Genomic DNA, 14,211 nt, shown 5'->3' with positions numbered 1-14,211 from the left:
CTTCTTATCTTCAGTTCAAGGTCTACTAAACAAATGAGCAGCCGCCGTCCCGATCCGCTGGCCCAGGTCAGCGACTTTGAAATCCGCCTGCTGAAGCTGTTTCGCAGCGTGGTCGAATGCGGCGGATTTTCCGCGGCGGAAAGTGCACTGGGCATCGGTCGTTCGGCCATCAGCCAGCAGATGAGCGATCTGGAGCAGCGCCTGGGCCTGCGTCTTTGTCAGCGCGGCCGCGCCGGCTTCGCCCTCACCGAGGAAGGTCGCGAGGTGTACCAGAGCACGCTGCAACTGCTGGCGGCGCTGGAGAGTTTTCGCACCGAGGTCAACGGCCTGCATCAGCACCTGCGCGGGGAGCTGAACATCGGTCTGACCGACAACCTGGTGACCATCCCGCACATGCGCATCACCAATGCCCTGGCGCGCCTCAAGGTGCAGGGCCCGGATGTGCGCATCAACATCCGCATGACGCCGCCTTCCGAGGTGGAACAGGGCGTACTCGACGGACGCCTGCATATCGGCGTGGTACCACAGGTCGGCGCCCTCTCCGGGCTGGAATATCAACCTCTGTACGACGAACGCTCGCTGCTCTACTGCGCGGTCGGCCATCCACTGTTCTATGTCGATGACCAGCAGCTCGAAGACCAGCGGCTCAACGAGCAGGAAGCCATCGCTCCGACCTTCCGTCTGCCGCCGGATGTGCAGAGCCATTACCAGGCACTGAACTGCACGGCCAGCGCGTCGGACCGCGAAGGCATGGCCTTTCTGATTCTCACCGGGCGTTACATCGGCTACCTGCCCGACCATTACGCCCAGGCCTGGGTGCAGCAGGGTCGCCTGCGGGCACTCAAGGCCCGCAGCCGCTTCTACGACATCAACCTGGCGGCGGTCACGCGCAAGGGCCGTCGCGCGCATCTGGTGCTGGAAAGCTTTCTCGAAGCCCTGGCCGACGCCTGATCAACGCATCATTTCGGCGCCGACGCACCATCTCGGTGCCGATCGAGCAATGACCCTAGCCAGCCACTCAGGCGCGAGGCAGCGGTGCGACATCCTGTCTGCCCCGCCCGTCACGACTCGCCTTGCCGCCGACCTCACGCCGCCATATAAATGGCGGCAGGTTTCTTGCTGGCAAAAAGCCAGAATGGCTTGCAACTCGCCAAACCATGCTGCCCTGGCCGTCTGCCTGGCTGTCGCTCCCCGCATCTAGAGGCTCAAGATGTTCTTCTTCAAACCGGTTCTGACGTTGATGAACCGCGCGCGCTACGCCCACAAGTTCCTGCTGATCTTCGCCGTGTTCATGCTGCCCTACTGCTGGCTGTCGGCAAGCAGGCTGCTCGACGTCAACGCCACGCTGAAGCAGTCGCAGCACGAGTTGCAGGGGCTGCGAACCCTGGAGCAGTACCTGCCGGTGTATCGTCTGGCACTGGAACAGGCCGGCATGCACGTGATCGGCTATGCGCGTAACAAGGATGACGCCAAACAGGAGATCACAGGCCGCAGCCAGGCCTTGGTCAGCGCCATCGCCGCGCTCAACACCAGCCTTGATGCAGGCCCGTTCGCCGACATGAAGCTCGAGGAAAGCGATCCCGGCCTCAACATGGACAAGAAGCTGTCGCTGCAGGGCCTCAGCTCGCAGATGATCGAGCACGCAAGTTCGGTGAACGACCTGAGCGCCAACATGCGCGAAATTGCCGCCCTGTCGAAATTGAGTCAGGACAACAATCCGCGCATCTACCGCAACGTCGACCTGCTGCTCAATCAGCTGTTGCCGCTGTACGAAGTGCTGAACCAGACGCGCACCTACGCCGGCTACATGACCGCCTACGGTTTCCTCGAGTCCTCGTCACGCTCGGCCATCACCAACCAGCTCAGCAACCTGCAGCGCTATGCCGGCGGCATCGAGGCCAAGGGCAACGCCGAGGCCCAGCAGTTGATGACTGCTGCCGCCCGCGTCGCAGCCGAGCAGTACAAGCGCGAGATCGTCGACACCTATACCCGGAGCGGCTACTTCAACCAGAACGCGGTCGAGCAATGGCTGCAGCGCTACGACTCCTACGCGCCACAGGCAGCGCAACTGGACCACGCCACGAATCTGCTGCTGGAGGAAACCGCCGGTCTGTTGCAGGCGCGCACCGATGCCAACCAGCGCGAGCTGATGCTCTGGGCCTGCGCCCTGCTGCTGGTGATCGCTCTGCTGGTGTACCTGTTCATCGGTTTCTATCTCTCGGTACGTGGCGCCATTCGCGATCTCACCAGCGCCACCCGGCGCATGGCCGAAGGCGACCTGCGCCTGCGCGTGCAGACCGCGGCCCGCGACGAACTGGGCGACCTGGCCGAGGATTTCAACGATATGCAGGCGCGCATGAGCGAGCTGATCGCCCAGGTCGCGCGCTTCTCAGAGACGACTCTGGACAAGGCACAGAGCGTGAGCGACAGCGCCTCCACCAGCCAGCGCAGCGTCGAACGCCAGGCCAGTGAGCTGGAGCTGATCGCCACCTCGATGAGCCAGCTGGTCAGCAACGTCCAGGAGGTCAGCCAGAACTCCCATGTCACCGCCGACAAGGCCAACAGCGCCGGCGAGAAATGCCGCGAAGGCCGCGTACAGGTGGATCACGCCGTGGAGCGCATCAACCAGTTGTTCAGCGAGATGGACGACTCCATCGCGGCCATCACCTCGGTGGAGAAGGAAAGCCAGGAGATCGCCAAGGCCGTCGACCTGATCAAGAGCGTCGCCGAACAGACCAACCTGCTTGCGCTCAACGCCGCCATCGAAGCCGCGCGTGCCGGCGAGCAGGGTCGCGGGTTTGCCGTGGTGGCCGACGAAGTGCGCAACCTGGCGATTCGCTCCCACCAGCTCACCGGCGAGATCGACCGGACCATCGCCCGCCTGCGTCAACAGGTCGGCAGCGCGGTGGAAACCATTCGCGGCAGCCACCAGAGCGCGGCGCGGAGCGTCGAGCAGATCACCCTGACGGCAAACATCTTCGAGCAGATCACCGGCAGCATGGATCAGATCATCGATCACAACATCCAGATCGCCTCGGCCGCCGAGCAGCAGGCGGCGGTGGTTCAGGGCGTCGAGCAGAATACCCTGGAGATCAAGAGTCTCAGCGACAGCAATGCCCACGAGGCGCAGAGCACGGTAAGCGTCAGCGACGAGCTGACCGGCATGACCCGCGACCTGCATGGCCTGATCGCCAACTTCAAGGTATGAACATCACTGCCGTGGGCAACAGTACCCACGGTCTGCTTGATACGCCCGACGCCAACAGGCTTTTTCACGCACTGATGCTTGTCACCCAGCCAAGGCTGGGGTATCTGTGCAAACGCTCGGCTCCCTGATCAGTTCGGAATCACCCCATGACCTTCGAAGTCCCCGCCCACAGTGCCACCGGCAAGCCCGCCGGGCGCATTCGCCAGAAGAACGAAGAAGCCATCATCAAGGCTGCCGAAGAAGAGTTCGCACGGCACGGCTTCAAGGGCACCAGCATGAACACCATCGCGCAGAACGTCGGCCTGCCCAAGGCCAACCTGCACTACTACTTCAACAACAAGCTGGGGCTGTACCTGGCGGTACTGAGCAACATCCTCGAACTGTGGGACAGCACCTTCAACAACCTCAGCGTCGACGATGATCCCGCCGAAGCGATGGAACGCTACATCCGCGCCAAGATGGAATTCTCCCGGCGCCAGCCGAAAGCCTCGCGCATCTTCGCCATGGAAGTGATCAGCGGCGGCGAATGCCTGTCGCAGTATTTCAACCAGAACTACCTGGACTGGTTCCGTGGCCGCGCCGCCGTGTTCGAAGCCTGGATCGCCGCAGGCAAGCTGGATCCGGTCGATCCGACTCACCTGATCTTCCTGCTGTGGAGCAGTACCCAGCACTACGCCGACTTCGCCTCGCAGATCTGCCGCGTGAAGCAGTGCTCGCGCCTGACCAAGCGGGACTTCGAAGAGGCCGCCGACCAGCTGGTCCGGATCATCCTCAAGGGCTGCGGCCTGACACCCGCTGCCAAAGCCTGATGGCGTTCACCCTGCTCGGCCCTTGCGAATACCGCGAGGAGATTCGCAAGAGCCGCTTCATCGCCCTCGCCGCTCCGGTGGCCAGCGCCGCCGAAGCGCAGGCCTTCATCGACAGTCACAGCGACCTGGCCGCCTCGCACAACTGCTGGGCATGGAAGGTCGGCAACCAGTACCGCTTCAACGATGACGGCGAACCGGGCGGCACCGCCGGACGGCCGATCCTCGCCGCCATCGAAGGGCAGGACTGCGACCAGGTGGCGGTGCTGGTGATCCGCTGGTACGGCGGCATCCAGCTCGGCACCGGAGGCCTGGCGCGAGCCTATGGCGGCAGCGCAGCGAAATGCCTGCAGGCCGGCGAACGCCGTGAACTGGTGGTGCGCCAATCCTTCACCTGTCATCTGCAGTTCGCCGAACTGCCTTTGTTCAAGGCGCGCCTGAACGGCTTCGACAGTCTGATCGAAAATGAAGAGTACGACGCCAGCGGCGCGCGCCTGCACCTGGCCGTGGCGCCGGCCGAGCGAGAGACCCTGGAACGGCTGCTGGGCGATATCAGCCGTGGCCGCGAGAGCCTGCAAGCGCCATGACACGGACGTACGCAGCGCTGCTGTTGTTTTGGCTGGCCCAGCCGGCTCAGGCCGAAGTTCAGGAGCACCTGCAGGAGCAGCGCTACGACCTGCAGGTGGCTTCCGGCGAATCCCTCAGCCGAGCCCTCAGCCAGGCTTCGCCGATCCGCCAGAACGGCCAGATCTATCACGCCTACACCGGCTGGAAGGTGCAGTGGAATTTCTGGTGGCGCGAACAACGCGACGGTCGCTGCCGGATCGAACGCACACGCACCCGCTTGCACACCATCATCACCCTGCCCCGCCTCGGTGGCGGCGACGCGCAGCAGCGCCAGCGCTTCGAACGGTATCTGGACGCACTGCGCGAACATGAGCAGGGCCATCATCGCATCGGCCAGGCCGCTGCCGCCGAGATCGACGCAGCCCTGCTGGCGACACCGGAATACCCCAGTTGCACCGAGCTGCAGCAGCAGGCCAACCAGCGTGCCAATGCCATTCTGCAGCGGCATGCCGAACAGGAACGGCAGTACGACCGGCAAACCGGACACGGTCGTACTCAGGGCGCCTGGCTGAGGGAATAAGTTGCGCTATGCTGATGCGCCTCCCTCATCCGTCATGGAGCCCGATATGACTGCGCCCCGATCCATCCTGATCATCGGTGCCTCACGCGGCCTCGGCCTGGGTCTGGCCAGCGAATTCGCCGCCCGGGGCTGGGCCGTTACCGCCACCGTGCGCAGCACCGCACAACAAGCGCCGCTGCAGGCGCTGCCCGGGGTATGTGCAGAACAGCTGGAGATGACCGACGCGGACAGTCTGGAACAACTGGCCGAGCGCCTGAACGGCCAGCAGTTCGACGTCATCTTCGTCAACGCCGGAGTGGCCGGCCCCGCGCACCACAGCACCGCACAGGCCAGCGCCGAAGAAATGGGCCACCTGTTCCTGACCAACGCCGTCGCCCCGCTGCGGGTGGCCGAACGCCTGCTGCCGCAACTCTCGCCCGAGCACGGGCTGATCGTGTTCATGAGTTCGATCCTCGGCAGCATCGAGGCCGGCGCCGGCCTGGGCATGCCGCTGTACGGCGCCAGCAAGGCCGCGCTCAACCACCTCGCACAGTGCTTCGTACGCAATCAGGACAACCCGCAGCTCGGCGTGCTGCTGATGCACCCGGGCTGGGTACGCACCGACATGGGCGGCGCCGATGCCCCGCTGGATATCGCCAGCAGCTGCAAGGGCATGGTCGAACAGGTCAGTGCCGCCATCGGTCAGCCCGGCCTGCGCTACCTCGACTACCAGGGCAATCCGCTGCCCTGGTAAGGGCTGTCGCCATCGGCTATCGGCCCGCGCGCTGCGGGCCGTACAGCGCCAGACCAGGCACTGATAGCGAGCGCAGGGATCATCCGCACCTCGCAGCAGTTGCGCCCGAATGCAGTGCGCACCGCGCACCCTATGCGACGACTCGCACCAATCCTGCGCACAAAGCGCAACAGGCGGCCGACGCAAACGCCTGCCGCCAGCTTTTCTGACCTCATGGCCAAGTTTTTGCTTTAGCCACGCTCAGTTATTGCAACGAGCGCCTTCCATGCCTGCCTCATCCGATTCCCCACGGCTGCAGCTGACCGCCATCAGCAAGCAATATCCCGGCTGCCTGGCCAACGATCGTATCGACCTGACCATCGCTCCCGGCGAGATCCGCGCCCTGCTCGGCGAGAACGGCGCCGGCAAGAGCACGCTGATGAAGATCATCTACGGCGTCACCCAGCCCAGCAGCGGCGAGATTCGCTGGCAGGGCGAGCGGCTTACGATGCGTGACCCGGCCATGGCCCGCAGCCTGGGCATCGGCATGGTGTTCCAGCATTTCTCGCTGTTCGAGACCCTGAGTGTGGCCGAGAACATCGCCCTGGCCATGGGCGCGGCTGCCGGCACGCCGAAGCAGCTGGAGCCGAAGATTCGCGAGGTGTCGCAGCGCTACGGCATGGCGCTGGAGCCGACCCGCCTGGTGCACAGCCTGTCCATCGGCGAACGTCAGCGGGTGGAGATCGTGCGCTGCCTGATGCAGGACATCAAGCTGCTGATCCTCGACGAACCCACCTCGGTACTCACCCCGCAGGAGGCCGACGAGCTGTTCGTCACCCTGCGCCGCCTGGCTGCCGAGAGCTGCAGCATCCTCTTCATCAGCCACAAGCTCGGCGAGGTGCGCGCACTGTGCCAGAGCGCCACGGTTCTGCGCGGCGGGCAGGTTTCCGGCCACTGCGTGCCGGCCGAGTGCTCGGACCTTGAGCTGGCACGGCTGATGGTCGGCGATGCCGAAGGCCTGGAGAACAGCTACCCGAAGGTCAGCGGCAGTCTGCCGCGGCTGCGCGTCGATGATCTGAGCTGGCACAACCCCGATCCCTTCGGCTGCTCGCTCGAACGTATTCGCCTGGAAGTACGCAGTGGCGAGATCGTCGGCATCGCCGGGGTGGCCGGCAATGGCCAGGACGAACTGCTCGCCCTGCTCAGCGGCGAAACCCGCCTGCCCCGCGGCGAACGCGAGCGGGTCAGCCTCGATACCGCCCCGGTAGCCAACCTGCATCCCGATGCGCGGCGCCAGCTTGGCCTGGCCTTCGTCCCCGCCGAGCGCCTCGGCCACGGCGCGGTGCCGGAGATGAGCCTGGCCGATAACGCCCTGCTCACCGCCTTCGGTCAGGGTCTGGTCAAGGGCGGCCTGGTGCAGCGCGGCAAGGTGCGCGCGCTGGCCGACGAGATCATCCGCCGCTTCGCGGTGAAGACCCCGGATGCCGATACCGCCGCGCGCAGCCTGTCAGGCGGCAATCTGCAGAAATTCATCCTCGGCCGCGAGATCCTGCAGAAGCCGAAACTGCTGGTGGCCGCGCACCCGACCTGGGGCGTGGACGTCGGCGCGGCCGCCGCCATTCACCGTGCACTGATCGCCCTGCGCGATGCCGGCGCGGCGATTCTGGTGATCTCCGAAGACCTCGACGAGCTGTTCCAGATCAGCGACCGAATCGGCGCGCTATGCAGCGGACGGCTGTCACCGCTGGCCGAGACGGCGCAGGTGTCCACCGTGGAAGTCGGCCGCTGGATGGCCGGTGAATTCGATCAACCCGCCGCCGCTGCGGCCTGCTGACGGAGCCGTCATGTTGTTATCCCTGGAACCGCGCGGCCAGGAGTCGCGCCCCATGCTCTGGCTGTCGCCGCTGTTGGCCGCCGTACTGACCCTGGTCAGCGGCGTACTGCTGTTCACCCTGCTCGGTCATGACCCGCTGGAAACCCTGCACACTCTGCTGATCGCCCCGGTCAGCGACTGGTATGGTGTCTCCGAACTGCTGGTCAAGGCGCTGCCAATTTTGCTCTGCGCCCTGGGCCTGGCGGTGGCCTACCAGGCGCGTATCTGGAACATCGGCGCCGAAGGCCAGTTGCTGATCGGCGCGCTGGCCGGCAGCGCCATGGCGCTGCAACTGATCGACTGGGAAAGCCGCTGGGCACTGGCCTGGGTGGTGCTGGCCGGTACCGGCGCCGGTGCGGCCTGGGCCGGGCTCACCGCCTGGCTGCGCACGCAGTTCAACGCCAACGAAATCCTCACCAGCATCATGCTCAATTACATCGCGCTGAACCTGCTGCTGTTCTTCGTGCATGGCCCGCTGAAAGACCCGGCCGGTTTCAACTTCCCCGAGTCGGCGATGTTCGGCGATGCCAGCCGCCTGCCGCTGGTCAGCGAGGACGGGCGCCTGCATGGCGGCCTGTACCTGGCGCTGCTGGCCCTGGTGGCGGTGTGGGTGCTGCTGCACAAGAGTTTTCTCGGCTTCCAGATCAGGGTGCTGGGCCTGGACAGCCGTGCCGCCGGCTTCGTGGGCTTTCGCGAGAAGCGTCTGGTGTGGTTCGCCCTGCTGGTCAGCGGCGCGCTGGCCGGCATGGCGGGCGTCGGCGAAGTGGCCGGGCCAATTGGCCAACTGGTACCGCAGGTGTCGCCCGGCTATGGCTACGCGGCGATCACCGTGGCGTTTCTCGGCCGCCTCAATCCGCTCGGCATCGTTGCCGCCAGCCTGCTGATGGCGCTGCTCTACCTGGGCGGCGAGAACGCACAGATGAACCTCAATCTGCCACAGGCGATCACCCAGCTGTTCCAGGGAATGATGCTGTTCTACCTGCTGGCCTGTGACGTACTGATCCTCTACCGACCAAGGCTGAAGTGGAAATGGACGAAGCGCGAGAAGCTCACCGAGGCAACCAACTGACTGCGGGAGTGGCTGGGCGGCACTCCGCTTTAGCCGCGACAAAAGCTCGCCGCTGAAGCGCCTCCCACAAAGAGCCTGACTGCAAAGGAAACCCCATGGATCTCGATCTGTTGACCAACATCTTCTACGCCATGGTGCGCACCGGCACGCCGCTACTGCTGGTCGCCCTTGGCGAACTGGTGTGCGAAAAGAGCGGCGTACTCAACCTCGGCCAGGAAGGCATGATGCTGTTCGGCGCGGTAATCGGCTTTATCGTCGCCTTCAGCACCGGCAGCCTGTGGCTGGGTGTGCTGCTGGCCATCGTCGCCGGCATGCTGCTGTCGCTGCTGTTCGCCGCCGTGGCGCTGGGTTTCAACGCCAACCAGGTGGCTACCGGCCTGGCCCTGACCATCTTCGGCGTCGGTCTGTCCACCTTCGTCGGCGCCGCCTGGGTCGGCAAGCCGCTGGCCGGTTTCGAGCCCATCGTCATCCCGCTGCTGGCCGATATCCCGCTGATCGGACGCATGCTGTTCGCCCAGGACGTGCTGATCTATCTGTCCTTCGCCCTGTTCGCCCTGGTGGCCTGGGTGCTGCTGAAAAGCCGCATCGGTCTGATCATCCAGGCCGTCGGCGAGAACCCGGACGCCGCCAGCGCCATGGGCCTGCCGGTGCTACGCGTGCGCACCCTGGCGGTGCTGTTCGGCGGCGCCATGGCCGGCCTCGCGGGCGGCTACCTGTCGCTGGCCTACACGCCGATGTGGGCGGAGAACATGACCGCCGGACGCGGCTGGATCGCCCTGGCGCTGGTAGTGTTCGCCAGCTGGCGCGTCTTCCGCGTACTGCTTGGTGCCTACCTGTTCGGCCTGGCCAGCATTCTCCATCTGGTGGCGCAGGGCATCGGCCTGTCGATCCCGTCGAATCTGCTGGCCATGCTGCCCTACGTCGCCACCATCGTGGTGCTGGTGCTGCTCTCGCGCGACGCAATCAAGACCCGGCTGTATGCGCCGGTGTCGCTGGGTCAGCCGTGGCAGCCGGGGCATTGAGGTTCAACCGTTACTAGTCGCGGCTGAAGCCCCTCCCACAGAAGCCCACCCCACGGCGTCACATAGCACCGTGGGAGGGGCTTTAGCCGCGACAAGCCTTTTTAGGCTATACCTTTGTCACACCCTGATCGGTAGGCAAAGGAATGCCCCACTCAGCCAGCTTGCGTGCCGGACGTTTCTCGGAAACGCAGCGCATCTATCTCCTCACCACGACGACCGAAAACCGCGAAATGCTGTTTTCGGGCTTCACTGTGGGTCGACTCGTCGTCGCGGAACTGAAAACTGCCCAGCAAGAAGGTCTGGCCGAATCACTGGCCTGGGCGCTCATGCCGGATCACCTTCACTGGCTGATTACCTTAGAGCAAGGCTCGATCAGCAACTTGATGCGGCGCATCAAAGGGCGCAGTGCCAAGCAAATCAACACATTGTCAGGTCGCCAAGGAAAGCTCTGGCAGGACGGGTTTCATGACCGAGCGCTACGCCGCGAAGAAGATGTTCTGCCCGCCGCGCGGTACATCGTCGCCAATCCCTTAAGGGCAGGTCTGGTCAGCCGGATTGGCGATTATCCATTGTGGGATTCGGTGTGGCTCTGAGCTTGAGAGGGTCGCGGCTGAAGCCCCTCCCACAAAAGCCGATCCCACGGTGTCACATATCACCGTGGGATCGGCTTCAGCCGCGAAAAGTCTGTTGCGTCAATCTGACCGGCCACAACTGCGCCACAGCCCAGGCCAGTTCGAAGACCAGAAAGATCGCGATCAACGGCGTCGCGCCATGCATCAGCGCGTAGATCTGCCAAGTGGCGAACAGCAGGCGAGCGGCCGCGTCATAGCGGCCGAACACGGCTTGCGGGTCGCGGATGCGCAGCACCGACCAGACGCAGACGATCGAACCCATCAGGTTGGCCAGCAGCAGGTGCATCGGCTCGAACGGCGGCAACGTGCCCGGCAAGCCCAGGCTCTGGTGCAGACTCAGCAGCAGGCCGTGCAAGGCCATGAAACTCCAGGGCGTGACGAAGGCGGCGGTCACCAGCAGGTCGTACCAGCCGCTGGCCCGCACCAGGCGACGATAGTGTTCGGGACTCCACATGGGTGTTGCTCCAGTCATTGAAGGAGCACTCAGGCTAAGCCCTGGAGTATGCTCCAGGGTCAACACCCCCACCGGGCAAAAAGATGCGAATCGGAGAACTGGCCGAGGCCTGTGAAGTAAGCCGCGACACCCTGCGCTTCTACGAGCAGCGCGGGCTGATCGCCGCGCGGCGCAGCGCCAACGGCTACCGCGACTACCCCGTCGAGATGGTGCAACTGGTCACCTACATCAAGACCGCGCAGCGCCTGGGTTTCAGCCTCGGCGAGATCAGCGGGCATATCGGCGGCCTGTGGCAGGCCAGCGACCCGGATCAGGCCGTGACTCGATTGCTGCAGAACAAGCTGGCGCTGATCGAGAGCCGCATCGACGAGCTGCAACAACTGCGCAACGAGTTGCTGCAGCGCCTGGCCACCAGCTGCCCACTGCGCGCCTGACACGGTTGCATGCTGACCCCGAGGTCAGTTACCTTCGCCGCACGTCGATTCCGGCGCACCTGGATCAGCAGACAGGGTCAACACTGAGCTGGCTTACCTGACATCAACCTCAGAGGAGCCTGCTCATGGCAGCTACCCGTATCTGGATCAAGAACCCCCTCGCCATCTTCACTGCCAACGACCTGGACGCCTCCGGCGGTCTGGTGATCGAGGGCGGCCGTATCGCCGAAGTGCTCGGCGCCGGCCAGCAGCCTGCCGCGCCCTGCCAGCAGGTGTTCGATGCGCGCGAGCACGTGGTGCTGCCGGGCCTGGTCAACACCCACCATCACTTCTACCAGACCCTCACCCGCGCCTGGGCGCCGGTGGTCAACCAGCCGCTGTTCCCCTGGCTGAAGACGCTTTACCCGGTCTGGGCACGCCTCACCCCGGAGAAACTGGCCCTGGCCAGCAAGGTGGCGCTGGCCGAACTGCTGCTGTCCGGCTGCAGCACGGCGGCCGATCATCATTACCTGTTCCCGGGCGGCCTGGAGAATGCCATCGACGTGCAGGTCGAGGCAGTACGCGAACTGGGCATGCGCGCCATGCTCACGCGCGGCTCGATGAGCCTGGGCGAAGCCGACGGCGGCCTGCCACCGCAGCAGACGGTGCAGCAGGGTGAGGTGATCCTGGCGGACAGCCAGCGCCTGATCGGCCAGTACCACCAGCGTGGCGACGGGGCGCAGATCCAGATCGCCCTGGCGCCCTGCTCACCCTTCTCGGTGACTCAGGAAATCATGCGCCAGAGCGCCGAGCTGGCCGAGGAACTGGACGTACGCCTGCACACCCACCTGGCCGAAACCCTCGACGAGGAAGACTTCTGCCTGCAGCGTTTCGGCCTGCGCACCGTGGATTACCTGGACAGCGTCGGCTGGCTCGGCCCGCGCACCTGGCTGGCCCATGGCATCCACTTCAATCCGGACGAAATCACCCGTCTGGGCGCCGCCGGCACCGGCATCTGCCATTGCCCCAGCTCCAACATGCGCCTGGCCTCCGGCATCTGCCCCAGCGTCGAGCTGGAGGCCGCCGGTGCGCCGCTGGGTCTGGGCGTCGACGGCTCGGCCTCCAACGATGCCTCGAACATGATCCTCGAAGCGCGCCAGGCCCTGTATATCCAGCGCCTGCGCTACGGCGCCGAGCAGATCACCCCGCACCGCGTGCTTGGCTGGGCCAGCAAGGGCTCGGCGAAGTTACTGGGCCGCGACGACATCGGCGAGCTGGCGGTGGGCAAGCAGGCCGACCTGGCGCTGTTCAAACTCGATGAGCTGCGTTTCTCCGGCAGTCACGACCCACTCTCGGCGCTGCTGCTGTGCGGTGCCGACCGCGCCGACCGGATGATGATCGGCGGCACCTGGCGCGTCATCGACGGGCAGATCGAAGGCCTGGATGTGGCGCAGCTGATCGCCGACCACCGTCAGGCGGCGCGTGAGCTGATCAACGGCTGACATCCGCTAACTGCCTGAGTCGCGGCTGAAGCCCCTCCCACAAAAGCCCATCCACCTGTTGGCGCTGTTCTTGTGGGAGGGGCTTTAGCCGCGACCGCCATTGACGAGTCTCTATGCACCACAACACGACACGTCACAACACCGCGCACCAATCCAGCTCCAGCATCGAGCCAGACCAGTAGCCAGAACGGCAGCAGCGCGCCTATCTGTCTTGTTGGTCAGCTTTTTGCAGTCATGGGATCAGCCAACCAAAGGCCATCCCAATACCAAGACTGGAGTTGCATCCACCATGTTCGAGAAGAGCAAGAAACCGCTGCTGCGCACCCTTGTCGCCGCCCTGGGCTTTGGCGCCATGTTCAGCGCCTCCGCCGCCGATCCGCTGAAGGTCGGCTTCGTCTACATCGGCCCCATCGGCGACCATGGCTGGACTTACCAGCACGAACAGGGCCGGCAGATGCTGGTCAAGGAAATGGGCGACAAGGTCAGTACCAGCTTCGTCGAGAACGTGCCGGAAGGTGCCGACGCCGAGCGGGTGATCCGCAACATGGCCAAGAGCGGCTTCGACCTGATCTTCACCACCTCCTTCGGCTACATGAACCCGACCCTCAAGGTGGCCAAGCAATTCCCCAAGGTCACCTTCGAACACGCCACCGGCTACAAGCAGGACAAGAACGTCGGCACCTACCTGTCACGCTCCTATGAAGGCCGCTACGTTGGCGGTTTCCTCGCGGCGAAGATGACCAAGACCAAGAAGGTCGGCTATGTCGCGTCGTTCCCGATCCCGGAAGTGATCCGCGACATCAACGCCATCCAGCTGGCCCTGGACAAATACAATCCCGGCACCGAGATCAAGGTGGTGTGGGTCAACACCTGGTTCGATCCGGGCAAGGAATCCGATGCTGCCAATGCGCTGATCGATCAGGGCGTGGACGTGATGTTCCAGCACACCGACAGCCCGGCGCCGATCCAGACCGCCGAGCGTCGCGGCATCTACTCCATCGGCTACGCCTCGGACATGGCCCATTTCGGGCCGAAGGCCGTGCTCACCTCCATCGTCAACGACTGGGGCCCCCACTACGTGAAATCCACCCAGGCGCTGATCGACGGTACCTGGCAGCCTGAGGATTTCTGGGGTGGCCTGGCCGAAGACACCATCGCCCTGCCGATCAGCGACCTGGTGCCGGCCGATGTGAAGAGCGAGGCCGAGCAGATCATCGCCGACATTCGCAGCGGCAAGTTCCACCCCTTCACCGGCCCGATCAAGGATCAGAGCGGCGCAGTGCGTATCGCCGAAGGCGTGAGCGCGACCACCGCCGAACTGGCCTCGATGAACTACTACGTGGAAAACGTGAAAGCCGAGCTGCCGAAGTAAG

At 64.7% G+C, this 14,211-nt stretch carries 14 protein-coding genes and 1 pseudogene; 14 read left to right on the top strand and 1 reads right to left on the bottom strand.

Features of this window, described 5'->3' with window-relative positions:
- Positions 1–33 precede the first annotated feature (33 nt).
- From OEG79_RS04030 to OEG79_RS03985, 11 genes and pseudogenes are all read left to right on the top strand, one after another.
- The gene (locus tag OEG79_RS04030) at positions 34–951 is read left to right on the top strand and encodes a LysR family transcriptional regulator (protein ID WP_264147547.1); all 918 of its coding nucleotides are present in this window, start codon (positions 34–36) and stop codon (positions 949–951) included.
- Positions 952–1,210: 259 nt separating this feature from the next.
- A pseudogene (locus tag OEG79_RS21225) lies at positions 1,211–2,302 on the top strand (methyl-accepting chemotaxis protein); the annotation flags it as partial.
- Positions 2,303–2,344: 42 nt separating this feature from the next.
- Entirely contained in the window at positions 2,345–3,208 is an 864-nt protein-coding gene (locus OEG79_RS21220; protein ID WP_413247534.1) for a methyl-accepting chemotaxis protein, read from the top strand.
- Positions 3,209–3,354: 146 nt separating this feature from the next.
- Positions 3,355–4,017 carry a TetR/AcrR family transcriptional regulator gene (locus OEG79_RS04020; protein WP_264147545.1) on the top strand — a complete coding sequence of 221 codons (663 nt, stop codon included), beginning with the start codon at positions 3,355–3,357 and terminating at the stop codon, positions 4,015–4,017.
- Entirely contained in the window at positions 4,017–4,601 is a 585-nt protein-coding gene (locus tag OEG79_RS04015) for an IMPACT family protein (RefSeq protein ID WP_264147544.1), read from the top strand. The genes OEG79_RS04020 and OEG79_RS04015 overlap by 1 nt, the downstream gene beginning before the upstream one ends.
- Entirely contained in the window at positions 4,598–5,161 is a 564-nt protein-coding gene (locus OEG79_RS04010; RefSeq protein ID WP_264147543.1) for a DUF922 domain-containing Zn-dependent protease, read from the top strand. Before OEG79_RS04015 ends, OEG79_RS04010 begins: the two co-directional genes overlap by 4 nt.
- A gap of 46 nt (positions 5,162–5,207) precedes the next feature.
- Positions 5,208–5,894 (top strand): SDR family oxidoreductase, encoded by a 687-nt coding sequence (locus OEG79_RS04005; protein ID WP_264147542.1) that lies wholly within the window; start codon positions 5,208–5,210, stop codon positions 5,892–5,894.
- A gap of 265 nt (positions 5,895–6,159) precedes the next feature.
- Positions 6,160–7,707: an ABC transporter ATP-binding protein gene (locus tag OEG79_RS04000; protein ID WP_264147541.1), complete on the top strand. Its 1,548-nt coding sequence runs from the start codon at positions 6,160–6,162 to the stop codon at positions 7,705–7,707.
- A gap of 10 nt (positions 7,708–7,717) precedes the next feature.
- Positions 7,718–8,815 (top strand): ABC transporter permease, encoded by a 1,098-nt coding sequence (locus tag OEG79_RS03995; RefSeq protein WP_264147540.1) that lies wholly within the window; start codon positions 7,718–7,720, stop codon positions 8,813–8,815.
- Positions 8,816–8,910: 95 nt separating this feature from the next.
- The gene (locus tag OEG79_RS03990; RefSeq protein ID WP_264147539.1) at positions 8,911–9,837 is read left to right on the top strand and encodes an ABC transporter permease; all 927 of its coding nucleotides are present in this window, start codon (positions 8,911–8,913) and stop codon (positions 9,835–9,837) included.
- A gap of 143 nt (positions 9,838–9,980) precedes the next feature.
- Complete coding sequence (locus OEG79_RS03985) at positions 9,981–10,430, top strand: REP-associated tyrosine transposase (RefSeq protein WP_264147538.1); 450 nt, start codon at positions 9,981–9,983, stop codon at positions 10,428–10,430.
- A 76-nt stretch (positions 10,431–10,506) separates the two neighbouring features.
- Here the strand turns inward: OEG79_RS03985 and OEG79_RS03980 are convergent, their stop codons facing one another.
- Positions 10,507–10,923 (bottom strand): hypothetical protein, encoded by a 417-nt coding sequence (locus OEG79_RS03980; RefSeq protein WP_264147537.1) that lies wholly within the window; start codon positions 10,921–10,923, stop codon positions 10,507–10,509.
- 83 nt (positions 10,924–11,006) lie between these two features.
- Here OEG79_RS03980 and OEG79_RS03975 point away from each other — a divergent pair, with 83 nt between their 5' ends.
- The 3 genes from OEG79_RS03975 to OEG79_RS03965 all read left to right on the top strand — a co-directional run bounded on the left by OEG79_RS03975 (position 11,007) and on the right by OEG79_RS03965 (position 14,210).
- Positions 11,007–11,357, top strand: coding sequence for a MerR family transcriptional regulator (locus OEG79_RS03975; RefSeq protein WP_264147536.1), 351 nt, complete (start codon positions 11,007–11,009; stop codon positions 11,355–11,357).
- Positions 11,358–11,482: 125 nt separating this feature from the next.
- Positions 11,483–12,838 (top strand): 8-oxoguanine deaminase, encoded by a 1,356-nt coding sequence (locus tag OEG79_RS03970; RefSeq protein WP_264147535.1) that lies wholly within the window; start codon positions 11,483–11,485, stop codon positions 12,836–12,838.
- Positions 12,839–13,127: 289 nt separating this feature from the next.
- Complete coding sequence (locus OEG79_RS03965; RefSeq protein ID WP_264147534.1) at positions 13,128–14,210, top strand: BMP family ABC transporter substrate-binding protein; 1,083 nt, start codon at positions 13,128–13,130, stop codon at positions 14,208–14,210.
- Position 14,211 lies beyond the last annotated feature (1 nt).

Origin of the sequence: Pseudomonas sp. Z8(2022), assembly GCF_025837155.1 — a bacterium.
Lineage (GTDB): Bacteria > Pseudomonadota > Gammaproteobacteria > Pseudomonadales > Pseudomonadaceae > Aquipseudomonas.
Note: the sequence above shows the minus strand (reverse complement) of the source record. Positions and strands in the feature narration are given on the sequence as shown.